This is a genomic window from Gordonia sp. SCSIO 19800, assembly GCF_018132775.1.
GTDB lineage: Bacteria > Actinomycetota > Actinomycetes > Mycobacteriales > Mycobacteriaceae > Gordonia > Gordonia hongkongensis.
In genome coordinates, this window is the sequence record NZ_JAGRQM010000029.1 from 1 (window position 1) to 22,523 (window position 22,523).

Genomic DNA, 22,523 nt, shown 5'->3' on the forward strand with positions numbered 1-22,523 from the left:
GTTGGGATAACCAAGCCCCTACGACCACATCAGGAGGATGTCCCAGTTACCAGCCCTTCCAGCTATTACTAGGAGCGCCCGGAGCTTGCGGAGGGCGCGCCCTCACCCCTTGCTCCCTGAGGAGCGCCCGGAGCTTGCGGAAGGCGCGCCCTCACCCCTTGCTCCCTGAGGAGCGCCCGGAGCTTGCGGAAGGCGCGTCACGAAGGGTTCAGCAACTCCGGCCCGTTGTTGGCGACGCGGTTGACCAGCGGGGCGACCTCGCGGATCGCGATCGCATCGACCAGCGACTCGGCGGGTGGGGCGAACAGCTCATCGGGTGCCCGGCCGTCCGGGTCGAGCCAGGCATCCCAGTGCTCGTACGGCATGATCAGCGGCATCCGGTCGTGGACGTCGCGCAGCTCCCCGACCGCGTCGGTGGTGAGGATGGAACAACTGAGCAGCGGCTGGGCGGCCTTCTCGGACGACTCGGGGTCGGTCTTGGGGTGCCAGACCGACCACAACCCGGCCATGAAGAGCCGGGTCCCGTCCTGCGGCGACATGAAGAACGGGATCTTGGTGGGTTTGCCCTTGCTGTCGGCCGGACCCTTCTTCCACTCGTACCAGCCGTCCATCGGCACGAGGCAACGCCGCGACTTGACCGACGAACGGAACGAACTCTTCTCCGCGGCGCTCTCGGCGCGCGCGTTGAACAGCAGCGGCCCCTTCCCGACCTCCTTGGCCCACGGCGGCACCAGCCCCCAGCGCATCGCGCGGACGCGGAGCAGCGGATCGTCGTCGGGATCGTCGGGCGAGTGTCGCTTGACGACGGTCATCACGGTCGTGGTGGGCGCGACGTTGTAGTTCACGCCCGGTGACCGGGGCGCCGCGTCGAGATCGGTGGAGTCCGCACCCGCCGGCTGGGGTACCTCGTTGACCGCATCGATCTCGGCTGCCAGCTTCGCCGGGTCGGTGGTCACCGCATAGCGTCCGCACATGGTGTCCATGCTGCCCTAGTGGGTGCCCCGCCACCGGGATGAGTGGCCGTTCCGACAGCCGACGATCAGCCGACGGCGATGTCGGCGACGACGGCCTCGGTGACGGACACCAGATCGGCCGGGGCCAGCTCGATCTCGAGCCCGCGCTTGCCGGCGCTGCACAGCACCCGGTCGAAATGCGTGGCCGAGGAGTCGACGACGGTCGGCAACAGGGTCCGCTGGCCGACCGGGGACACGCCGCCGAGAACGTAGCCGGTGGTCCGGGTGACCGCCTTGGCGTCGGCCATCTTCGCCTTCGACGCGCCGAGTGCGGCGGCCGCCGATTTGAGCGACAGCTTGGCCGGCACCGGGACCACCGCCACCGCCAGGCCGGGCCGGTCCCCGCCAAAGAGTTCGATGACCAGCGTCTTGAAGATCTGCTCGGCACGGACACCGAGGGTTTCGGCGAGGGCGGCGACCGCCTCCGCGCCGTAGGCCTCCGATCGGGGGTCGTGCGCGTACCGGTGCACCGAGTGGTCGATCCGGGCGCGTTCGAGCGCGGCGATCGCCGGGGTGGACGCCATGGTCGGTTACCTCCTGGTCGTGAGCGGGGTAGCGGCTGCGCGCGTGCGCACGAGGCCGCGGTGATCCGGGCCGAGACGATCGCGGGGGCGGGCCGGGAACAAACCGCGCGGTGCGCTCTGTTGGGACTGATCGGACAACGGACGTATGAAGACGGACACGAAGGAGGTCAGAGGCATATGAGCACAGCGGCCGTGATGGAGCTCCCGCAGCGCGTCGAACCGAGGCCTCTCTCGGTGGGGGACGGGTCGGTAAGCTTGATCGACAACATCTCCGTGATGCCTCCCATCGAAGGGATCGTAGTGTCCGACACAGAAGCATCCGACACAGAGTCACCCGATGCCGGCCGTACCGGGACCGCCAAGGCGCCTCGCCGGGCCGATCCGAACGAGTCGCCGGAACAGCTGACCGAGCGGTTCGAGCGCGACGCGCTGCCGCTGCTCGACCAGATGTACGGTGCCGCGCTGCGGATGACCCGCAATCCCGCCGACGCCGAGGACCTGGTCCAGGAGACCTACATCAAGGCGTTCACCGCGTTCGCGTCGTTCCGGGAGGGCACCAACCTCAAGGCCTGGCTCTACCGGATTCTCACCAACACCTACATCAACGGCTACCGCAAGAAGCAGCGTCAGCCCGCGCAGTACCCGACCGACGAGATCACCGACTGGCAGATCGCGGCGACCGCCGAGCACACCTCGCAGGGGCTGCGGTCGGCGGAGATCGAGGCGCTCGACGCCCTCCCCGACGACGAGATCAAGGCCGCGCTGCAGGAATTGCCGGAAGACTTCCGGATGGCCGTCTACTACGCCGATGTGGAAGGCCTGCCGTACAAGGAGATCGCCGAGATCATGGACACCCCGATCGGTACCGTCATGTCCCGACTGCACCGCGGTCGCCGTCAGCTGCGCGAGCTGCTGGCCGACGTCGCGCGTGAGCGCGGGTTCAATCGTTCCGCACGTGCGGCGGCGGATGCGGAGGTGGCGCGATGAGCGACGTCGATCCGGAGCTGACCCAGCTCGACTGCTCGGCCGTCATCGCCGATGTCTGGCTCCTGCTGGACAACGAGTGCGACCAGAACGCCCGGGAACGACTCCAGGGCCATCTCGACTCCTGCCCGTCGTGCCTGGCGCACTACGGCATCGAACAGCAGCTCAAGGCGCTCGTCAACCGGAAGTGCGGCGGCGACCAGGCGCCGCAGAGCCTGCGCGACCGTCTGCGCATCGAGATCCGCAAGACCGTGATCGTGCACGAGGTCTCCGAATCCGATCGCTGATCGCGTCGAGAACACACGAAAAAGCCCGGGCGGCCTGTGAAGGCCGTACCCGGGCTTTTTGGCTTGCTCGCTCGCCGAGACCGCGTGGTGCGGTGATCAGGCGTTGGGGCGCTTGCCGTGGTTGGCAGCGTTCTTCTTACGAGCACGCTTCTTGCGTCCGCGCTTTCCCATGACGCATCTCCTTCATTGCGGGGCGGGCGCCGTGGGACCGGGCCCGCCGTGTACTGGTTCAGCTGTGCTGAGACAACCCTGGCATCGGCCGGGGAGGACATCCCTGGTGTCATCCGGGGAAGACATCCCTGGTGATCGGGACATCACAGTGTCTCAGGGATTCTTCCACGTACCAAAAACACCTCTGCTGACGCCCCCGGCACCGGGCCCTCCGGGTACGACGCCGTGGGCTAATTTGGGTGCATGGCAGAAGACGTTGTGGCAGAGATCGTCGCGAGTGTCCTCGAGGTGCGCGTCGCCGCGGGGGAGCAGATCGAGGTCGGCGACACCCTGGTCCTGCTCGAGTCGATGAAGATGGAGATCCCCGTGCTGGCCGAGGAGCCGGGCACGCTCGCCGAGGTCAAGGTCGAGGTCGGCGACGTCATCCAGGCCGGCGATGTGATCGCCGTCTACGAGTAGTGAACCGGCCCCGGCCCGTCGTCGCCCCCGTGTCCTGAGATGTCCACCCTCTCCGACCTGCTCGCCGAACACACCACGCTGTCCGACTCGGCAGCCGCGCATCTGCAGCGCCTCGTCGCCGAATGGCAACTGCTCGCCGACCTCTCGTTCGCCGACCTACTGTTGTCGGTGCGCACGGAGGCGGCCGCGGTCGTCACGGTCGCGCAATGCCGTCCCAACACGGCCTCGACGGTCTTCCCGACCGACGAGGTCGGCCGCGTCATCGACACCGAAGCCCATCCACAGGTGTTGCGCGCCTTCACCTCCGCCCGCATCCTGCGCGACGAGGACCCCACCTGGTTCGGCGCGACGGCCATGCGGCAGGAAGCGGTTCCGGTCGGCTTCGACGGCGAGGTGATCGCCGTGGCGACCCGAGCTGTCGACCTCACCCACCCGCGCCTGCCGTCGCCGCTCGAACTCGCTTATCAGGACTCGGCCGACGACCTGTGCCAGATGGTCGCCGACGGCACCTTTCCGCACGAGGAGGGGAATCCGCGCGGGCTGTCGACGCCCCGCGCCGGCGACGGTTTCGTCCGTCTCGACGGACAGGGCCTCGTCACCTACACCAGCCCGAACGCGCTGTCGGCCTTCCACCGGATGGGGTGGACCGCCGAACTCAATCACACCCGCTTGTCCGACGTCGTCAAGCAACTCATCACCGAACCGTTCGAGGCCGACGACGTCGCACTGATGCTCGACATCGCGGCCGGCGTCGCCGAGATCCCGACCGGCCCCTACCGCGACATCGGGATGCGCGTGGAGGCAGACGCCCGCCGCGCGACGGCCCTGATCCGCGCCGTGCCGCTCCGTCCGCGGGGCGAGACGACCGGAACCGTCGTCCTGATCCGGGACGTCACCGAGGTCAAGCGACGCGACCGCGCACTCATCAGCAAAGACGCCACCATCCGCGAGATCCACCACCGGGTGAAGAACAACCTGCAGTCGGTCTCGGCGCTGTTGCGACTACAGGCGCGGCGCACGTCGAACTCCGATGCCCGCGAGGCGCTCAACGAGGCGGTGCGCCGAGTGGCCTCCATCGCGCTCGTCCACGAGTTGTTGTCGGGCAGCGTGGACGAGGAGGTCGACCTCGACGAGGTCGTCGATCGTCTGGTCCCGATCCTGGTCGATGTCGCGTCGGGGGAGGCGAGGGTGGCTGTGCGCCATCGCGATCGGCTCGGCGTGCTGACCGCCGAACTCGCGATGCCGCTGGTGATGGTCCTCACCGAACTCATCCAGAACGCGATCGAACACGGCTTCGACGGCGCGCCGCACGATGACGCCGAGATCGCGGTCGTCGCCGAGCGGGATGTGCGCGGCCTTCGAATAGCGGTCCGCGACAACGGTTCCGGTCTTCCGGAGCATTTCGATCTGGCCACGTCCGACCATCTCGGCCTGCAGATCGTCAAGACCTTGGTGTCCATCGAACTGGGCGGTGAACTCGATGTCCGGTCCAATCCGGGTGGCCCGGGAACCGAAGTGGGTGTCTACATTCCGCTACGCTCGTGAGCCGTGGTCGCGGACCGCATTGTCTGACAGCGGTTTCCGCCGGACAGTGGGGACGAGTGCACGAAAAAACCCGGCCGTGGCCGGGTTTCTTCGAGTCCGGGACGACGCCGGCCGTCGAGGCCTAGACGCTGCTCCGGGTACGCGTACGTGCGGTACGGCGCTTGAGTGCGCGTCGCTCGTCCTCGCTCATGCCGCCCCACACTCCGGCATCCTGGCCGGACTCGAGGGCCCACGACAGGCAGTCGGCGGTGACGGGGCACCGCGCGCAGACGAGCTTCGCGTCGGCGACCTGTGCGATGGCCGGGCCGCTGGTCCCCACGGGGAAGAACAGTTCCGGATCCTCGTCGCGACAGATGGCCTTGTGACGCCAGTCCATTCCACTACTCCTTCGGGCGCGTTCGCACCACTCGATCGTCTTGCTGGTGATTGTCGGCTGTAACTCTCAGTTCACGCGGCGCACCAAATGTTTCCGCGTTGTTGCTTGTGAATACTTTCACGAATCGGGCCGAAGTCAATGGGTTTGCTTCACACGTGGGCAACATCACGTCGCCCGCCTAGCACTCCGGTCGCGGACTCCCGAAGGGGGGTCCGGGCACTTTGTCTCACGGCCTTGTTGTAGCCTACGCGTCTCGCGGCGGTACTGTCGACGACTTTCTGCAGGTCGGGACCCCGTCGCCGGTGAAAACGCTCGTGACGTGGCCGGACGCCGAGGGTAGTGTTCACCACATGCGCCGACGATGTTGATCCACACCGCCCCGGCGGCCCCACCGCAGGCTGACAGCCGCGGCGGTGGGCTCCGCCCTCCTCGAAGACCTCATCCCGCTCTATCCGCTGTACGCCGTCCTGTTCGCCGACCCCGGGATCCCGGGCGCCGGGCTCGGGCCCGCCGAGATCTCGGCGCTGTTCGTCATCTGGTCGGTGTCGTCGGTGATCGTCGAGGTCCCCACCGGTGTGCTGGCCGACCGCGTGTCCCGACGCAAGCTGCTGGTCGCCGGTCCGCTGATCACCGCGTCGGGTTTCGCGCTGTGGACGGTGGCGCCGTCGTTCGTCGCCTTCGCCGCCGGATTCGTCCTGTGGGCCCTCGGTGGAGCGTTGCGGTCCGGCACGACACAGGCGCTGGTCTACGACGAGCTGAACCGGCTGGGGCGCTCGCAGGACTACGCCCGACTGACCGGGCTCATGCGGGCGGCCGGGGCCGTCGGAGTGATCGGCGGCACCGCGGCGGCCGCACCGTTGTTCGCGTGGGGCGGTTACGACGCCGTGGGCGCCGCCAGCGTCGTCGCCTGCGTGTTGTGTTCGGTGATGTCGGCGATGCTGCCCGAGAAGGCTCGGGAGGCCGCCGATCCACCGGAACCCGAGGACGCGGACCCCGACCTCGGTTGGCGGGAGATCGTCCGCCACGGCTGGGGCTCGGTGCGGACGCAGCCGGTCGCACGGCGCATGTTGCTGCTGGGCGTGGCGCTGACCTGGGTCGCGGCGCTCGACGAGTATCTCCCGTTGCTGATCGCGTCGTTCGTGGTCGACGCCGCCGCCGAGCCCGATCCGGCGGCGGTCGCGCTGCTCATGATCGTGGTGTCGGCCGGTGACATCGGCGGCGCGCTCGCGGCGGGGCGGTTCCGGTCGGTCGACGCGATCGGGCCGGCGGTGGGGGTGGGCGCGGTCGTGTTCATCGGGTCAGCGCTGTGGGGGCACCCGGTGGGGGCCGCGGGCGTCGCGACGGCGTTCGGGATCCTGGGGTGGGCGCGTGTCGTGGCCGACGCCGAGCTGCAGGACCATCTGAGTTCGGCATCGCGGGCCACCGTCACCTCGCTGGCCGGGATGGGCGAGGAGGTGGTCGCGATCCTGGCCTTCGCCGGCTGGGCGTTGGGGTCGACATGGCTGGGTCCGGCCGGGCTCTTCGTGGCGGCGGCGCTGCCCTACGTCGTGATGTCGGCGGTGCTGATCGGCGGTGCGATGACCGTGAGGGCGTCGCGGCGATGACGAAAACGTATGTCGCGGAAGGCCCCGATGTAGTCGCCGTCCATCTGGACGTCGATGGGGGCCTCCGCGCGGAAGCACACCTCGTCGACGTCGTCATCCCGAAAGAGGTGGCGTGCCTTGGGATCTGCCTGTGACAGGAGTCGCGTCGCCAGTGGGAGGTTACGGAACACGCCGGTGGAGGTCGCCACGAACACCCCCAGGCCGGTGTGGAAACCGGTGCCGGGGTTGGTTCGGATCTCACGCGGTCCCAGATAGGTCCACGGGCTGGTGTTGGACACGAAACCGTAACGCGCGCCGACGATCCGGTCCCGGCCGGGGATCTCGACGTCGAACGTGGCCGACGAACCGGACTGCTTCAGGAAGCTGGTGATCGTGGTCCACAGGTATCGGGCCGGCGTCGCGGTCTTGCCCGCGTGCCGCTTGTCCTCCATCGCGTGGATGACAACCGCGTCCATGCCCATGCCCGTGTTGAACAGGAACCAGCGGTCGTCGGTGTGGCCGAGTCCGATCCGGCGACTGCGTCCCGCGTCGAGGAGGGTGATGATCTGCTGTGTCGCGAGCAGCGGGTCGGGATCGATCCCCAGCGTGCGCGCGAAGACGTTGGCGCTACCGCCGGGGATCACGGCCAGGGCGGGCCGCCGCCGGTCGGGATCGCTGCTCGACGGCGGGTCGAGCAGTCCGTTGGCGGCCTCGTTCACCGATCCGTCGCCGCCGTGCACGATGACGGTGTCGAAGTCCTCGGCCGCGGCGCGCGCGGCGAGCTCGAACGCATGCCCGCGGTGCGTGGTGAGTTCGACGTCGAGGTGGAAATGCGCGCTCAGGGTGTGCGCCAGCGCGTCGCGGCCGGCCGGACTGGTCGCGGTGGCGAACGGGTTGACGATGAGCATGACACGCACGACACCCGAGGATATGGGGTCGTCGCCGCCCGCGCGTAATCGCGCGGATGTGTACGGCGCCATCGCTCCGGTGCGCACACCCGCGGAGGTCCGCGCGAGAGGACCAAATATCCTGGGACGGTGAGCACCGAGAACGGCCGTCCGGAGTCCGACACCGATCCGTTGGTGACCCCGCGCCAGATCAAGATCGCGGGTGCGGTGACCACGCTGCAGGGTCTGGCCGGTGTTGCGGTCGCGGTGATCCTGGTCGTGCGCGGCCTGGCCGGGCACGAGGAGACCACCATCAGCGGCTACGGCACCGCGGCCTGGTTCGGCATCATCGGCGGGGGAGTACTGGTCGGCGGTCTGGCGCTGCTCTCGGGGCGGCGGTGGGGACGCTCGATCGCCATGGTGGCGCAGATCCTGCTGCTGCCGGTGGCGTATTACCTGTTCACGAGCGGATGGCCGGTGTTCGGCGTGCCGCTGGCGCTCGCGGCGCTCGCGGTCCTGGTGATGCTGTTCAGTCCGGCGTCCATGAGGTGGCTCGCCGACGAGCTCGAACCCGAGCGCTGACATCCTCCTCCGGCCGGTTCTCCTCCGTCCGGGTACGCCGCGCAGCCGAGGTGGACTCTCATCCGACGATCCACGCCCGGGCGGTCGTACAGTAGGGCGCATGACGCGCATCCTCGCGATTGCCAATCAGAAGGGTGGGGTCGCCAAGACCACCACGGTGGAGTCCCTCGGTGCCGCCCTCGCCGATCTCGACGTCTCGGTCCTCGTCGTCGATCTCGACCCGCAAGGGTGTCTCACCTTCTCGCTCGGGCACGATCCCGATCAGCTCACCTCCTCGGTCCACGACGTGTTGCTCGGTGACGAGGAGATCGCCGATGTCCTGCTCGACACCGAGGACAAGGTCACCTTGCTGCCGGCGACCATCGACCTGGCCGGCGCCGAGGCGCTGCTGTTGATGCGCCCGGGGCGGGAGTATGCCCTCAAGCGTGCACTCGCGGAGGTGAGCGAGGACTTCGACGTCGTGATCGTCGACTGCCCGCCGTCGCTCGGCGTCCTCACGCTGAACGGTCTCACCGCGGCCGACGAGGTGATCGTGCCGCTGCAATGTGAGACGCTCGCCCATCGCGGCGTCGGACAGTTGTTGCGCACCGTCCGGGAGGTCCAGCAGATCACCAACCCGAACCTCACGATGCTGGGTGCGGTGGCCACCCTCTTCGACGCCCGGACCACGCACAGCCGCGACGTTCTCGCCGACGTCGCCGATCGGTACGACCTGCCGGTGCTCGACCCGCCCATCCCGCGCACAGTGCGTTTCGCCGAGGCCTCCGCCTCCGGGACGTCGGTCATGCGGGGCCGAAAGAACAAGGGCGCGACGGCATATCGCGCGCTCGCCGAGAATCTGTGGAAGCACTGGGAGGCGGGCGCCGAGGTCGGCACCTTCGAGGTCTGACAGTCGGGTCTGCGGTCGGGGGCCGTGGGGGTCAGCCCGGGCCGAAGGCCTCGATCCGGGGTCCGTGCTGTTCGACGACGATGTCGCCGAGGACACGCAGACTCACCACGGGCGCGGCCGGTTCGCTCCGGGCGAGCGGGATGGACCGGATCTCCCGGCCGGTCGCGACGTCGCGGACGCTGATCCCGGTGGTACTCGGCAGCAGGAGTTGTCCCGCCATCATCTGGCCGGGTCCCAATGTGCCGGGGACCTGGTAGATCGGATTCAGTGTCTGGGCATTCAGGACGACGGTCGCCTTCCCGGTCCAGTAGGTGACGATCCCGTCGGAGGAGATCGGGGCGCTGCCGGCGGGTGGCGTCGAGTCGCCGGCGACGGTGTTGGTCCCCGCTGCGTTCGCGTCGGTGTCGAACCGGCGGATCGCCGGCCCGCTCTCGGCGTCGAACGTGGGCGGTTCGGCCGGTGCGGCGCCACCGTCGTACACGGCGATCCCCGACGACGACATCGCGATGACCACGGGCGGCGGTCCGCTCACGTCGCCGGTGATGAGGGTCGACCCGTACTGTTCGACCTTCTCGTCGTCGCCGAGTACCGCGCCGAGGACCGTGAGCCGATACCCGGGGTCGTCGGCGCAGCGTTCGACGACGGCCACCCGGTCTCCCGACACCACCGACGAGAACAGCTCGCAGTCGACGCGATCGGGCGCGTCCTCCGGTCGGACCGGCGCCTCGACCCGGCCGTATTCGATTCCGCGAACGAGATTGGAACCCCAGGTCTCCATCCGGCGGGGGCCCTGCGCGACGACGTACCCCGAGTCGGTCGCGAGCCGGACCTCCGGGTCGGCGTCGCTGGTGCGGGCGCCCTTCCGGCTGCCGGTGCCCGCATCGAGCGCGGTCACCTCCGAGCAGCCGCGGCTGTTGCGGTACACGGCCAGCGCCAGATCGGCGCTCCCGGTCCAGGCGGTGCCGACCGCACACAGGTCGAGATCGCGGCTGTACGACCAGAGTTCGCGACCGGTGGCCGGGTCGTGCCCGACCACCCGTCCGCCGTTCCCGGTGACGACGGCGGAGGTGCCGATGGCCGGGGCGCGGGTGGCGTCGGAGTCGGCCCGCCAGCGCGCGACGAAACTCGCGGGCACGGACTGTGCCGGCTGCACCGCGGCGGGTTCGGCCGCGGCCGGCACGCTCGCGGTGTGGCGAACCGGGCTGAGGGCCCAGGCGGTGACGCACAGGGCCGCGACGACGACCACGATGGCCGCGGTGACCGCGAGATCGATCGGGCGGCGCCGTTCGGGCCTGACTCGTGCCACGCGGGTCAGCCGGTGGTCAGTCGGCGACAGCTGCCGTGGACTCCGACGCGCCGGCGTCGGACGCGGCGGTCTGCTCGCCGGCGGGCTTGCGGTTGGCGCCACCTCGACGGCGACGACGGCGGCGCGGCTTCGCGGTGCCGTCAGCGGCAGGCGTTCCGGCGTCGGCGCCGGACTCGGTCGTCGTGGTCTCGGTTGTCGTGGTCTCGGCGGCCGATTCGGTGGACGTCCCATTGGCGTCCGTCTGCCCGCCCCGGGTGCGACGGCGAGTGCGGGTCGAGCGCTTGCGCGGCTCGCGGTCCGCGCGCGTCTCCCGCGTCTCGTCGGGGTCGCGCGGCGGCTTGGCGGCGGCGATCCGCCCCGTCTTCGACTCGTCGATCGACAGGTCCGACCGGAGGTGTTCCGACGTCGAGTAGGTCTCCGGCGGATCGGGGATACCTAGATTCAGCGCCTTGTCGATGAGCTCCCAGCGGTGCAGCTCATCCCAGTCGACGAGGGTCACCGCGATGCCCGTGCGCCCGGCGCGACCGGTACGGCCGATGCGGTGCACGTAGGTCTTGTCGTCTTCGGGGCACTGGTAGTTGATGACATGGGTGACGTCGTCGATGTCGATGCCGCGGGCGGCCACGTCGGTGGCGACCAGCACGTCGATGGTGCCGTCGCGGAACCGCTTGAGCGCCTTCTCGCGGGCGACCTGGCTGAGATCGCCGTGGACCGCGCCGACCTTGAAGCCGCGCTCGGCGAGATCGTCGGCGACCTTCTGCGCGGTGCGCTTGGTGCGGGTGAAGATCATCGTCGCGCCGCGACCCTCGGCCTGCAGGATGCGGGCGACGAGCTCGGCCTTGTCCAGCGCGTGCGCCCGGTAGGCGTACTGCTTGGTGCGGTCGTGGACCGCGGAGTCGTTGGCGTTCTCGGCCCGGATGTGGGTCGGCCGGTTCAGGAACGTGCGGGCCAGGGTGACGATCGGACCGGGCATGGTCGCCGAGAACAGCATCGTCTGACGAGGCGTCGGTAGTGCGGACATGATGCGCTCGATGTCGGGCAGGAAGCCGAGGTCGAGCATCTCGTCGGCCTCGTCGAGAACCAGGATCGACACCTTGCCGAGGACGAGGTGGCCCTGCTGGGCGAGGTCGAGGAGCCGGCCCGGGGTGCCGACCACGACATCGACGCCGGACTGCAGCTCGGCGATCTGCGACTCGTACGGACGGCCACCGTAGATCGAGGTGACCTTCAGGGGACGCTTCGTGCCATCGGCCAGGGTGACCTCGAGCGACGGCGCCGCCACCTGGAGATCGCCGGTCACCTGCACGCACAGCTCGCGCGTGGGCACGATGATCAGCGCGCGGGGCGTGTTGTCCAGCGGACGGACCCCGGACTCCTCGGCATGGGCGAGCCGGTGCAGCAGCGGGATGCCGAAACCGAAGGTCTTGCCCATGCCGGTGCGGGCCTGGCCGATGAGGTCGTGGCCTTCGAGCGCCAGCGGCAGGGTCAGTTCCTGGATCGCGAAGGTGTGGGTCTTGCCGTCTGCGGCGAGGGCCGAGACGATACGGTCGTCGACGCCGAGCTCGGCGAAGGTGGGGGCGGTGTGGGTGTCGTCGACGATGGTCGTCTGCACGGCGGAATCGCTCATGTGCGGTTGTGTGCCTTTCTGGGCCGGTCTGCGCGCGATGTGTTTCGGTGCGCGCACGGAGAAGGCTCGAAAGTGCACGCGCATATGTCGTAGTGGCACCGGGGATGTGACCGGGTATCGCGAGGAACTCGCAGTTCGGCGAGCAACGCCGTCGTCACATCCACACGCTCGCGCCGGCGAGCACGCGCTCCACGCGCAGCTCAGCGGACAAGCGACGGGGGGTCCCGTCGGAGTGCACCGCCGTCGAGTGTACTTGGTGCCCCGCGGCGGCCCGCTACCATCACCTCATGGCGCCTGCATCCGACCCGTCCGAGTCGACCCCGTCACCTGCGACGTCCACCTCGGTGGCGTCGGCCGAGATGCGGGATTCGGCGATCGGGAAGCTGTTCGCCGTGCTGCTCGCCGGCGAATTCGCCGCGTTCCACCGGCTCATCGAGGAGTCGGCGATGGCGCCGGATGTGCCCAGCCGCATCGCGATCGCCCGGATGGCGGCCTCCGAGGTCGGCCACTTCGACCGGCTCGCCGAGCGGGTGGAGGCGATGACCGGCCTCGGCGTCGCGGAAGCCGTCGAGCGCTACCGTTCGGTGTTCGATCAGTATCACCGCGCGACGACGCCGAAGACCTGGTACGAGGCGCTGGTCAAGGCGTATGTCGGCGACGGACTCGCGGCCGACTTCTACGCCGAGCTCTCCGACATGCTGCCGCCGGACTCGCAGGCCGTGATGGCCGAGGTGATGTCGGAAACCGCCAACTCCCAGTTCGCCCGTGAACAGGTCCGGGCGGCCGTCGAGGCCGACCCGTCGATCAAATCGGCCCTGGTGTTGTGGGGCCGCCGGCTGCTCGGCGAGGCCATCACCCATGCGCAGTGGGTTCTCGCCGCCGAGGAAGAGGTCACCGATCTGCTCTTCGCCGGGGCCAGTTCGCTGACCGGCGTCGCCGGGTTCTTCGACGTCGTCGCCGGCAAACACGCCGAGCGGATGGCCGACCTCGGCCTAGCCTGAGCCGGACCTGACCACGGCGGAGTCGGCCGACGGTGTTTCGCTCTGAGCGGAGTGGCTGTCCCGCCGCACCCCGGCTGCACTAGCCTTGTGCGGCAAGCGTTGACAGACACCGAGGAGGGCGGCACATGGCCGTGGAAGTGAAGATCGGCATCACCGACAGCCCGCGGGAGCTGACCATCGCGTCGACCCTGACCAGCGACAAGGCCTTCGCCGAGGTCGAGGCGGCACTGGGTGGCAAGCAGCAGCTGTTGTCCCTCGTGGACGACAAGGGCGCCCGCTACCTGATCCCGGTCACCAAGATCGCCTATGTCGAGGTGGGCGCGTCGGAGAACCGCCGCGTCGGATTCGGTTCCTGACCGGCCGCGCAACCAGATCGACGAGAAGGGGCCTGTACGCCGGATGGCGTGCAGGCCCCTTCTCGTGTCGCAAGTGGTTCAGGCAGTGCCGTTGACAGTCGGCCCGCTCGCTTCGCTCCCGGCGCCGGTCGCATCCGGCTGCGCGTCGGCCACACTCGGCTCGACAACCGGCTGCGCGTCAGCCGACGCCGTCTGTCGCGGGAAGTGCGACAACCCGCCCCAGAGGAGGGCGACCGTGGTGTCCACGGCGGTCTGCTTGTCGACCGGGCGCTTGGCCTCGAGCCAGTAGCGGGCGTTGACCTGGCTGGCACCGACGAGCCCCGACGCGAGCATCCGCGAACGGTACGGATCGAGACCGGAATCGTGCATGACCAGGCCGTACACGGCGTCGACGCACGCCTCGGTCGCGCCCTCCACCCGGCGGATGACGGCGGGATCGGAGGCGTCGGAGGAGAAGATCAACCGGTAGCCCGAGTTGTCCTGATCGATGAAGTCGAAGAAGGCCTGGACCGCGGCACGGACGCGCTTGCGGTTGTCGGTGGTCGTCCGCAGGGCGGTGTTGACGTCGCTGACCAGCTTCTCGGCGTGGCTGTCCACGACCGCGATGTAGAGGTCGAGCTTCGACGGGAAGTGTTGATACAGAACGGGTTTGCTCACTCCCGCGTGCACCGCGATCTCATCCATGCCGGCCGCGTGGTAGCCGCGTTCGACGAAGATCTCACTGGCCGCGTCGAGCAACTGCATACGTCGTGCGCTGCGCGGCAGGCGAGTGCTGCGGCCGGGCACGGCGGACGCGTTGGTTGCGGTCGACATGCCCAAGAGAGTACTCGGCGGAGCTTCCTGCGCAGTATCGGTGGTCTGCTGTGAGAAAGTTGACCGGTGAGCCGCACAGAGGACGGTGGCCCCGGGTCCGAGCGTGGCCGGGTGCGTGCCAAGGATGTCGGCCCGAGATCGTCGGGACGCCCCAGACCGGACCAGCCGCTACGAGCGCGCTGGGACCCGACCGACGACAGCGGACGTCCCCGCGTCGACCGCGATGCCCAGCCGGAATACAAGAAGCAGTCGGCGCTCGGGCGGTTCGTCTCGACCTATGGGTGGCGTGCCTATGCGATCCCGGTGCTCACGATCCTGACGATCGCGCTGATCGTCGTCACCATCCGGGACGGCCGGACCGATGCGCTCGAGCCGGCGGCGGCCGCCAGCCCCGACTCCGCGGCGCGCAACACCGACATCAGCAAGGAGACCCGCCCGATCGGTGCCCCCACCGGCGACATCCAGGCGGCCGCGCTGCCCGCCGGGACGCTGCCCCAGGGCGGCCCGTTCACCGACCGGGCCCGCAAGACGTTCCGGGTCCTGCGCGGCGGCGGTCCGCCCGTCGGCACCGGCGGGCAGGTGTACACCTACACGGTGGAGGTGGAGAACGGCCTCAACCCGCAGGACTACGGCGGTGACCCGACCTTCGCGAAGATGGTGGACACGACGCTCGCCAACCCGCGCAGCTGGATCGGCGACGGCCGCGTGTCCTTCCGCCGTGTCGACCGCGGCGAACCCGACCTCCGCATCTCGCTCACCTCGACCGGCACCACCCGCGAGTTGTGCGGCTACCAGATCCGCCTGGAGACCTCGTGCTATTACCCGCCGCAGGCGCGGGTAACGCTGAACGAAGCCCGATGGGTGCGCGGTGCGCTGTCCTATCAGGGTGACGACGTCGCCTACCGGCAGTACCTCATCAACCACGAGGTCGGTCACGGCATCGGCTACGAGGCGCACGAGGCGTGCCGCGAGGACGGCGCGCTCGCGCCGATCATGATGCAGCAGTCCTTCGGCGTCGCGAACTCCGAGATCATGGCTCTGGACCCACAGATGAAGGCCAACCGGACCTTTGTGTGCCGTCCCAATCCCTGGCCGTTCCCCACCCGCTGACCGGGAATGCCGCCGCGGACTCATCCGTTGTGCCGGGGGTACGTAGTCAGCCCGAACAATGGAGGCGTTCGTGTCATCGCAAGGGTCGCCCACAGGGTCGCTGCCGCCGCTGGTGGGACCGGCCGCGGAACTGAGCAACGAAGAGGTGGCCCGCTACAGCCGTCACCTGATCATCCCGGACGTGGGGATGGACGGTCAGAAGCGTCTGAAGAACGCCAAGGTGCTGGTGATCGGCGCCGGCGGACTGGGTTCGCCGACACTGCTGTACCTCGCTGCGGCGGGCGTCGGGACGATCGGCATCGTCGAGTTCGACATCGTCGACGAATCCAACCTGCAGCGCCAGGTCATCCACGGCCAGTCCGACATCGGCCGGCCCAAGGCCGAGAGCGCGCGGGACTCCATCCTGGAGATCAACCCCTTCGTCACCGTCAACCTGCATGACCAGCGGCTCGAGCCCGAGGGTGCGATCGAACTGTTCTCGCAGTACGACCTCATCCTCGACGGCACCGACAACTTCGCGACCCGGTACCTGGTCAACGACGCCGCGGTCCTCGCGCACAAGCCCTACGTGTGGGGGTCGATCTACCGCTTCGAGGGTCAGGCCTCGGTCTTCTGGGAGGACGCCCCCGACGGCCGCGGGCTCAACTACCGCGACCTCTACCCGCAGGCACCGCCGCCCGGGATGGTGCCGTCCTGCGCCGAAGGCGGTGTACTCGGCATCCTCTGCGCCTCGATCGGATCGATCATGGGCACCGAGGCCATCAAGCTGATCTGTGGGATCGGCGAGCCCCTCCTCGGTCGTCTCATGGTGTACGACGCCCTCGACATGACCTACCGGACCATCAAGATCCGCAAGGATCCGGAGGGTGAGCGGATCGCCGGTCTCATTGACTACGACGACTTCTGCGGTGTCGTCTCCTCGGAGGCGTCCGACGCCGCCGCGGGGTCGACGCTGACCGCCGTCGAACTCAAGCACAAGATCGACGCGGGCGAGAAGCTGGCGATCATCGACGTCCGGGAGCCCGTCGAATGGGACATCGTCCGCATCGACGGCGCGACCCTCATCCCGAAGGGCGACATCCTCTCCGGCGAGGGTCTCGCCAAGGTGCCGCAGGACCGGCCCACCGTGCTCTACTGCAAGACCGGCATCCGGTCCGCCGAGGCGCTCGCTGCGCTGAAGCGAGCCGGTTTCGCCGACGCCACGCACCTGCAGGGCGGCGTGACCGCGTGGGCGAACCAGGTCGACAAGACGTTGCCGGTCTACTGAGCCCGGTCATCGATCCGCACGTCGGTGCGGGTGGTTGCCGCGTGCCTTCCGGAAACGGACTACCGCGCTCGGTAATCTGGCCGACGTGAACACCGTCGAGCCGCCCGGACACGTGTTGAACACGTTCGGGCTCACCGCCCACCCGCCCATCGCGATGGGGGAATCGTGGGTCGGCGGGTGGCGTGTCGGCGAAGTCGTGCTCTCACTGGTTCCCGACCACGCGCGCGCCGCGTGGTCGGCGTCGGTGCGCGAATCCCTGTTCGTGGAGGGGATGCGCATCGCGCGTCCGTTCCGCGCCACCGACGGCCGGTACGTGGTGTCGGGCTGGCGGGCCGACACCTACATCGCCGGGACGCCCGAACCACGGCACGACGAGGTCGTCCTGGTCGCCGACCGGCTGCACGAGGCGACCGCCTCGCTCGAACGGCCCCGGTTCCTGCTGCAGCCGCCTGCTCCGCCGCACACCGACGTCGACGTGTTCACCGCGGCCGATCGTGCCGCCTGGGAGGACGTCCCGCTGCGCTCGGCCCGGGCCGCCGGTATGGCCGAGCCGACCGCACCCGACGGTGTGCAGAGCGTCGACATGCTGAAAACCCTTGCGAAGCTTCGTAAGCCGGTGGATCTGCCGTCTCAGGTCGTGCACGGTGACCTCTTCGGCACGGTGCTGTTCGCCGGTGCCGCGGCCCCGGGGATCACCGACATCGTCCCGTATTGGCGGCCCGCCCCGTGGGCGGCGGCGGTCGCGGTGGTCGACGCCCTGGCGTGGGGTGGTGCCGACACCGAACTCATCCAGCGATGGTCGGATCAGCCCGAGTGGCCGCAGATGATGCTGCGGGCGACGATGTTCCGGTTGGCAGTCCACGCGCTGCACCCGCGGTCGACCTCGGGCGCACTGCCCGGGTTGCAGCGAGTCGTCGAACATGTACGTTTACTCGTATAACCGCAGCTCACAGCCCTGACTGACCGCTGACAGGGTTCTCACAACGCCCGCGTGACGGAGTGAGGACAACGTGACGATGCGGTCACCTCGCGGAAAATCCGCGCAACACGCCCCCTCCACACTTGGTCTCGAGTCGCACGACACCGGTGTCGGCGTCTTCCACGACAGCCACCACTGCACGCAGCCCTGTGCACGGCAGTGACACCACGTAGACCAGCAACCATCGGAGGCGGAGCCTTGGCATTCGCAGATCTCAGAGCACAACTGACACGGGACCACACGATCACCGACTGGGACCCGGAGGACCGGGTCGCCTGGGACAACGGCAATGCCGCGATCGCCAAGCGCAATCTGATCTGGTCGGTCATCTGTGAGCATGTCGGATTCTCGATCTGGTCCCTGTTCTCGGTGATGGCCCTGTTCATGGGCCCCGAGTACGGCATCAGCATGGACCAGAAGTTCGTCATCGCCGCCACCGCGACGCTGGTCGGTTCTTGCCTGCGTATCCCGTACACGCAGGCCACCGCCAAGTTCGGCGGCCGCAACTGGGCGATCTTCTCCGCCGTCGTGCTGCTCATCCCGACCGGGCTGACGATGATGCTGATGATGAACCCGGGCGAGTTCGGGTTCGGCTGGTTCCTCGCCGTCGCGGCCATCACCGGTTTCGGTGGCGGCAACTTCGCGTCGTCGATGACCAACATCAACGCGTTCTACCCGCAACGGCTGAAGGGCTGGGCGCTCGGACTCAACGCCGGCGGCGGCAACATCGGCGTGCCGGTCGTGCAGGTCATCGGTCTGCTGGTCATCTGGCTCGCCGCCGACCAACCCGAGATCGTGTGCGCCATCTACCTGGTCGCCCTGGCCGTCGCCGGTATCGGTGCCGCCCTCTACATGGACAACCTGGACCACCAGACGGCCAGCGGCCGGGCGATGCTCGACTGCCTCAAGTACCGCGACACGTGGCTGATCTGCCTGCTCTACATCGGTACGTTCGGTTCCTTCATCGGCTTCGGGTTCGCGTTCGGCCAGGTCCTCAACATCAGTTTCACCGAGGCCGGAGTCGCGAAGCCGGCGCTGGCAGCAGCGCAGATCGTCTGGATCGGTCCGCTGCTGGGGTCGGTCATCCGTCCCTACGGCGGAAAACTGGCCGATCGCGTCGGCGGTGGCAAGGTGACGCTGTACACCTTCATCGCGATGGTCTTCTCCGCGGCGATCCTCGTGGTCGCCGGCACGATCGCCGACAACAACGGCAAGACGATCACCGGCGCCACGTTGACGGCCTTCATCATCGGCTTCATCCTGCTGTTCCTGCTCTCGGGCCTGGCCAACGGGTCGGTCTACAAGATCATCCCGACCATCTGGGAGCACAAGGCACAGGCGCAGAGCGGAATGAATTCGCTCGGGAAGACGAAGTGGTCGCGGAGCATGTCCGGCGCGCTCATCGGGATCGCCGGTGCCGCAGGCGGTCTCGGCGGTGTGGGCATCAACTTGGTGCTGCGCGCCAGCTACCAGTCCAACAAGTCGGCGACGATGGCCTTCTGGGTGTTCATGCTCTTCTACGTCCTGGCAGCGGTCGTGACCTGGTGGTTCTACGCCCGGCGCCCGATCGTCATCGCGGAGACCACCGATCTCGCGGTCACCGGTGCCCATGACGAACCGGCATCGACTGTCGACGGGACCGCATCGACCGGTGCTGCCGCCGAGGGCACCGACAAGCAGGCAACCAAGGAAGCGCTGGCCTGATCCTCACGGGACCGGCGAGGCAAGGGAGCAAAGAGCAGTGAACAGCGAAACCGCAACGCGCACAACCAAGACAGTGGTGGTGGTGGGCCATGGCATGGTCGGTCACCGCTTCGTCCAGGCGCTCCGCGAGCGTGACGCGACCGACCTGTGGCGTATCGAGATCGTCAGCGAGGAGATCGACCCGGCCTACGACCGGGTGGGGCTGTCCTCGTATGTCGGTGCCTGGCTTCGGGATTCTCTCGCACTCGAGGGGAACACGTACGCCGGGGACGATCGGGTCGTCACGCATCTGGGCGAGACCGTCACCGGCATCGATCGAGACGCCCGCCGGGTCGTCACCTCGAGCGGTCGCGAGATTGACTACGACGCAGTCGTTCTGGCCACCGGTTCCTACGCTTTCGTCCCGCCGGTCCCCGGTCACGACAACGACCGGTGCTTCGTCTACCGCACCCTCGACGACCTCGACGACATCCGGGCCGCGGCCGAGGCCGCCGGTCCGGGTGCGACGGGTGTGGTCGTCGGTGGCGGCCTGCTCGGACTCGAGGCCGCCAACGCACTCAAGCTCATGGGGATGACCCCGCACGTGGTGGAGTTCGCCCCGCGTCTGATGCCGATGCAGGTCGACGAGGGCGGCGGCGCGATCCTGAAGAACCTGGTGACCGAGCTCGGACTCGAGGTCCACACCGGGGTCGGGACGTCGGAGATCGCCGACGCCGAGGACGGCGGCCTGCGGGTCACGCTGTCCGACGAGTCGACGATCGACGCCTCGCTCGTGGTGTTCTCCGCCGGCGTCCGACCGCGCGATCAGCTCGCTCGGGACGCGGGACTGGCCGTCGGCGAGCGCGGCGGCGTGCTCGTCGACGCCGGTTGTGGAACCGACGACGAGAACGTCTACGCCATCGGCGAGGTCGCCGCCGTCGAAGGCCGCTGCTACGGCCTCGTCGCCCCCGGTTACTCGACCGCCGAGGTGGTCGCCGACCGTCTGCTCGGCGGGACGTCGGAGTTCCCCGGTGCCGACCTGTCCACGAAGTTGAAGCTCCTCGGCGTCGACGTGGCCAGCTTCGGCGACGCGTTCGGCACCACCGAGAACGCGCTGGAGATCACCTACCACGACGCGGTCGCCGGCCGGTACGCGAAGATCGTCGTCAGCGACGACGCGAAGACGCTGCTCGGCGGAATCCTGGTCGGCGACGCATCGGCCTACGCGATGCTCAAGCCGATGGTCGGCCGGGAGATCCCGGGCGACCCCGCTGCCCTCATCGCACCCGAGGGCGGTGCTGCGGTGGGTATGGACGCACTGCCCGACGACGCGGAGATCTGCTCGTGCAACGGCGTCTCGAAGGGTGCCATCTGCTCGGCGATCGCCGACGGTGCGTGCGACATCGCCGCGGTCAAGGGCTGCACCTCGGCCGGCACCACCTGCGGTGGCTGCCTGCCCAGCATCAAGCAACTGCTCGCCGCGTCCGGGGTCGAACTGAGCAAGTCGCTGTGCGACCACTTCACCCAGTCGCGCGCCGAGCTGTTCGAGATCGTCGCGGTGACCGGAATCCGCACGTTCTCCGAACTCGTCGACCGGTACGGCACCGGGCAGGGTTGCGAGATCTGCAAGCCGACGGTCGCGTCGATCCTCGCGTCGACCTCCAGCGACCACATCCTCGAGGGCGAGCAGGCCGCGCTGCAGGACACCAACGACCACTTCCTGGCGAACATGCAGAAGAACGGCTCGTACTCGGTCGTGCCGCGGATGCCCGGTGGCGAGGTCACGCCCGAGCAGCTGATCGTGATCGGTGAGATTGCGCGCGACTTCGGGCTGTACACCAAGGTCACCGGCGGCCAGCGGATCGACCTGTTCGGTGCGCGCGTCGACCAGTTGCCCGAGATCTGGCGGCGCCTCGTCGACGCCGGGATGGAGTCGGGGCAGGCGTACGGCAAGAGCCTGCGGACGGTGAAGAGTTGCGTCGGTTCGACGTGGTGCCGGTACGGCGTGCAGGACTCGGTCGGCATGGCCGTGCTCCTGGAGAAGCGGTACCGCGGACTCCGCTCACCCCACAAGATCAAGTTCGGGGTGTCGGGATGTGCCCGCGAGTGCGCCGAGGCGAGGGGCAAGGACGTCGGTGTCATCGCCACCGAGCACGGCTGGAACCTCTACGTCGGCGGCAACGGCGGCCAGAGCCCCAAGCATGCGGTGCTGCTCGCCAGCGGAGTGGATGACGAGACCCTCGTCGCCTACATTGATCGGTACCTCATGTTCTACATCCGAACAGCCGATCGACTGCAGCGCACGGCGCCGTGGCTGGAGTCGCTCGAAGGTGGTCTCGACCATCTGAAGGACGTGGTGTGTGAGGACAGCCTGGGGCTCGCCGCCGAACTCGAGGAGGCGATGGCCCGCCACGTCGGCGGTTACCAGGACGAGTGGGCCGCGGTGCTCGCGGACGAGGACAAGCTGAAGCGGTTCGTCTCGTTCGTGAATGCGCCCGATGTCGTCGACCCGACGATCCGGTTCTCCGAGTACGAGCGCAAGGCGCCGGTGCTGCTCGACATGCCGGCGGTCCGTCCGGGTGCGACCGCTCCGTCGGGCCCCGATGGAGTGAGCGAGCGACCGGTGAGAGAAGGAGTGCCCACATGACCATCGCGCCAGGGGAGGCCGACACCATGTCCGCAGAGACGACACCCACCGGCGCCGCCACGGCGTGTGAGGGGAGCTGGGTGCGCGCTTGTTCGATCGACGACCTGATCGTCGGTCGCGGCGTCGCCGTGCTGGGTCCCGAGGGTGTGCAGGCCGCGCTGTTCCGTCTGCCCGCCGCCGAGTCCGATCGCGAGGCGGCGCCCGGGCGCTCCCGCCTGTACGCGATCGGCAACATCGATCCGTTCGGTCGCGCCGCGGTCCTCTCCCGGGGACTCACCGGCGACCGCGGGGGCGAACCCACCGTCGCCTCGCCGCTGGGTAAACAGGTCTTCGCGCTGCGCACCGGGATCTGCCTGGACGACGAGACGGTGTCGGTCCCCAGCTACGGTGTGCGGGTGGTCAACCGCATCGTCGAGGTGTTCTTCCCGGCGTGA

General features: G+C 68.8%; 23 protein-coding genes. 15 read left to right on the forward strand and 8 right to left on the reverse strand.

Features of this window, described 5'->3' with window-relative positions; all coding sequences use genetic code 11:
* Positions 1–197: 197 nt before the first annotated feature.
* Both KB201_RS22440 and ybaK read right to left on the reverse strand, forming a co-directional pair.
* Positions 198–974, reverse strand: a complete 777-nt coding sequence (locus KB201_RS22440) for an SOS response-associated peptidase (RefSeq protein ID WP_078113387.1) — start codon at positions 972–974, stop codon at positions 198–200.
* A 65-nt stretch (positions 975–1,039) separates the two neighbouring features.
* Positions 1,040–1,537, reverse strand: coding sequence for a Cys-tRNA(Pro) deacylase (gene ybaK, locus KB201_RS22445; RefSeq protein WP_078113361.1), 498 nt, complete (start codon positions 1,535–1,537; stop codon positions 1,040–1,042).
* Between the two features lie 177 nt (positions 1,538–1,714).
* Between ybaK and KB201_RS22450 the strand changes: the two genes are divergently transcribed.
* Both KB201_RS22450 and rsrA read left to right on the forward strand, forming a co-directional pair.
* The gene (locus tag KB201_RS22450; RefSeq protein WP_078113362.1) at positions 1,715–2,524 is read left to right on the forward strand and encodes a sigma-70 family RNA polymerase sigma factor; all 810 of its coding nucleotides are present in this window, start codon (positions 1,715–1,717) and stop codon (positions 2,522–2,524) included.
* Positions 2,521–2,808, forward strand: coding sequence for a mycothiol system anti-sigma-R factor (gene rsrA / locus KB201_RS22455; RefSeq protein ID WP_055475556.1), 288 nt, complete (start codon positions 2,521–2,523; stop codon positions 2,806–2,808). Before KB201_RS22450 ends, rsrA begins: the two co-directional genes overlap by 4 nt.
* Before the next feature lie 96 nt (positions 2,809–2,904).
* Here rsrA and KB201_RS25300 read toward each other — a convergent pair whose 3' ends face one another.
* Positions 2,905–2,979, reverse strand: coding sequence for a 50S ribosomal protein bL37 (locus KB201_RS25300; protein WP_369758845.1), 75 nt, complete (start codon positions 2,977–2,979; stop codon positions 2,905–2,907).
* A gap of 243 nt (positions 2,980–3,222) precedes the next feature.
* Between KB201_RS25300 and KB201_RS22460 the strand changes: the two genes are divergently transcribed.
* Complete coding sequence (locus tag KB201_RS22460) at positions 3,223–3,438, forward strand: biotin/lipoyl-binding carrier protein (protein ID WP_055475555.1); 216 nt, start codon at positions 3,223–3,225, stop codon at positions 3,436–3,438.
* Between the two features lie 39 nt (positions 3,439–3,477).
* Positions 3,478–4,983 (forward strand): sensor histidine kinase, encoded by a 1,506-nt coding sequence (locus tag KB201_RS22465; protein ID WP_058251903.1) that lies wholly within the window; start codon positions 3,478–3,480, stop codon positions 4,981–4,983.
* A 121-nt stretch (positions 4,984–5,104) separates the two neighbouring features.
* On the opposite strand, the gene KB201_RS22470 is transcribed toward KB201_RS22465, so the two are convergent.
* On the reverse strand, positions 5,105–5,359 hold the full coding sequence (locus tag KB201_RS22470) for a WhiB family transcriptional regulator (RefSeq protein ID WP_004023450.1): 255 nt from the start codon (positions 5,357–5,359) through the stop codon (positions 5,105–5,107).
* Between the two features lie 413 nt (positions 5,360–5,772).
* On the opposite strand from KB201_RS22470, the gene KB201_RS22475 reads away from it, so the two are divergent.
* A complete protein-coding gene (locus tag KB201_RS22475) occupies positions 5,773–6,963 on the forward strand; it encodes an MFS transporter (RefSeq protein ID WP_058251902.1) in 1,191 nt (396 codons plus the stop codon).
* Here KB201_RS22475 and KB201_RS22480 read toward each other — a convergent pair.
* Positions 6,900–7,850, reverse strand: a complete 951-nt coding sequence (locus KB201_RS22480; protein WP_175401173.1) for a diacylglycerol kinase family protein — start codon at positions 7,848–7,850, stop codon at positions 6,900–6,902. The genes KB201_RS22475 and KB201_RS22480 overlap by 64 nt on opposite strands.
* Positions 7,851–7,979: 129 nt before the next feature.
* Between KB201_RS22480 and KB201_RS22485 the strand changes: the two genes are divergently transcribed.
* Positions 7,980–8,411 (forward strand): hypothetical protein, encoded by a 432-nt coding sequence (locus KB201_RS22485; protein ID WP_058251900.1) that lies wholly within the window; start codon positions 7,980–7,982, stop codon positions 8,409–8,411.
* Between the two features lie 100 nt (positions 8,412–8,511).
* The gene (locus tag KB201_RS22490) at positions 8,512–9,300 is read left to right on the forward strand and encodes a ParA family protein (RefSeq protein WP_055475550.1); all 789 of its coding nucleotides are present in this window, start codon (positions 8,512–8,514) and stop codon (positions 9,298–9,300) included.
* Between the two features lie 31 nt (positions 9,301–9,331).
* On the opposite strand, the gene KB201_RS22495 is transcribed toward KB201_RS22490, so the two are convergent.
* Complete coding sequence (locus tag KB201_RS22495; protein WP_211540534.1) at positions 9,332–10,606, reverse strand: hypothetical protein; 1,275 nt, start codon at positions 10,604–10,606, stop codon at positions 9,332–9,334.
* A gap of 16 nt (positions 10,607–10,622) precedes the next feature.
* On the reverse strand, positions 10,623–12,233 hold the full coding sequence (locus KB201_RS22500) for a DEAD/DEAH box helicase (RefSeq protein WP_211540535.1): 1,611 nt from the start codon (positions 12,231–12,233) through the stop codon (positions 10,623–10,625).
* 287 nt (positions 12,234–12,520) lie between these two features.
* Here KB201_RS22500 and KB201_RS22505 point away from each other — a divergent pair, with 287 nt between their 5' ends.
* Both KB201_RS22505 and KB201_RS22510 read left to right on the forward strand, forming a co-directional pair.
* Positions 12,521–13,234, forward strand: coding sequence for a ferritin-like fold-containing protein (locus tag KB201_RS22505; RefSeq protein WP_211540536.1), 714 nt, complete (start codon positions 12,521–12,523; stop codon positions 13,232–13,234).
* Between the two features lie 125 nt (positions 13,235–13,359).
* Entirely contained in the window at positions 13,360–13,590 is a 231-nt protein-coding gene (locus KB201_RS22510) for a DUF3107 domain-containing protein (protein WP_004023442.1), read from the forward strand.
* Positions 13,591–13,668: 78 nt separating this feature from the next.
* Here KB201_RS22510 and KB201_RS22515 read toward each other — a convergent pair whose 3' ends face one another.
* The gene (locus KB201_RS22515) at positions 13,669–14,403 is read right to left on the reverse strand and encodes a TetR/AcrR family transcriptional regulator (protein WP_058251898.1); all 735 of its coding nucleotides are present in this window, start codon (positions 14,401–14,403) and stop codon (positions 13,669–13,671) included.
* 66 nt (positions 14,404–14,469) lie between these two features.
* Between KB201_RS22515 and KB201_RS22520 the strand changes: the two genes are divergently transcribed.
* The 6 genes from KB201_RS22520 (at position 14,470) to KB201_RS22545 (ending at position 22,523) form a co-directional block, all read left to right on the forward strand.
* Positions 14,470–15,513 carry a DUF3152 domain-containing protein gene (locus tag KB201_RS22520; RefSeq protein WP_055475547.1) on the forward strand — a complete coding sequence of 348 codons (1,044 nt, stop codon included), beginning with the start codon at positions 14,470–14,472 and terminating at the stop codon, positions 15,511–15,513.
* A 58-nt stretch (positions 15,514–15,571) separates the two neighbouring features.
* On the forward strand, positions 15,572–16,780 hold the full coding sequence (gene moeZ, locus KB201_RS22525; protein ID WP_211540537.1) for an adenylyltransferase/sulfurtransferase MoeZ: 1,209 nt from the start codon (positions 15,572–15,574) through the stop codon (positions 16,778–16,780).
* 85 nt (positions 16,781–16,865) lie between these two features.
* Entirely contained in the window at positions 16,866–17,720 is an 855-nt protein-coding gene (locus KB201_RS22530) for a TIGR02569 family protein (RefSeq protein ID WP_055475607.1), read from the forward strand.
* Positions 17,721–17,957: 237 nt separating this feature from the next.
* A complete protein-coding gene (locus KB201_RS22535) occupies positions 17,958–19,463 on the forward strand; it encodes a NarK/NasA family nitrate transporter (protein WP_211540539.1) in 1,506 nt (501 codons plus the stop codon).
* A 37-nt stretch (positions 19,464–19,500) separates the two neighbouring features.
* On the forward strand, positions 19,501–22,089 hold the full coding sequence (gene nirB, locus KB201_RS22540) for a nitrite reductase large subunit NirB (RefSeq protein ID WP_078113368.1): 2,589 nt from the start codon (positions 19,501–19,503) through the stop codon (positions 22,087–22,089).
* Entirely contained in the window at positions 22,086–22,523 is a 438-nt protein-coding gene (locus KB201_RS22545; RefSeq protein ID WP_137810419.1) for a nitrite reductase (NAD(P)H) small subunit family protein, read from the forward strand. The genes nirB and KB201_RS22545 overlap by 4 nt, the downstream gene beginning before the upstream one ends.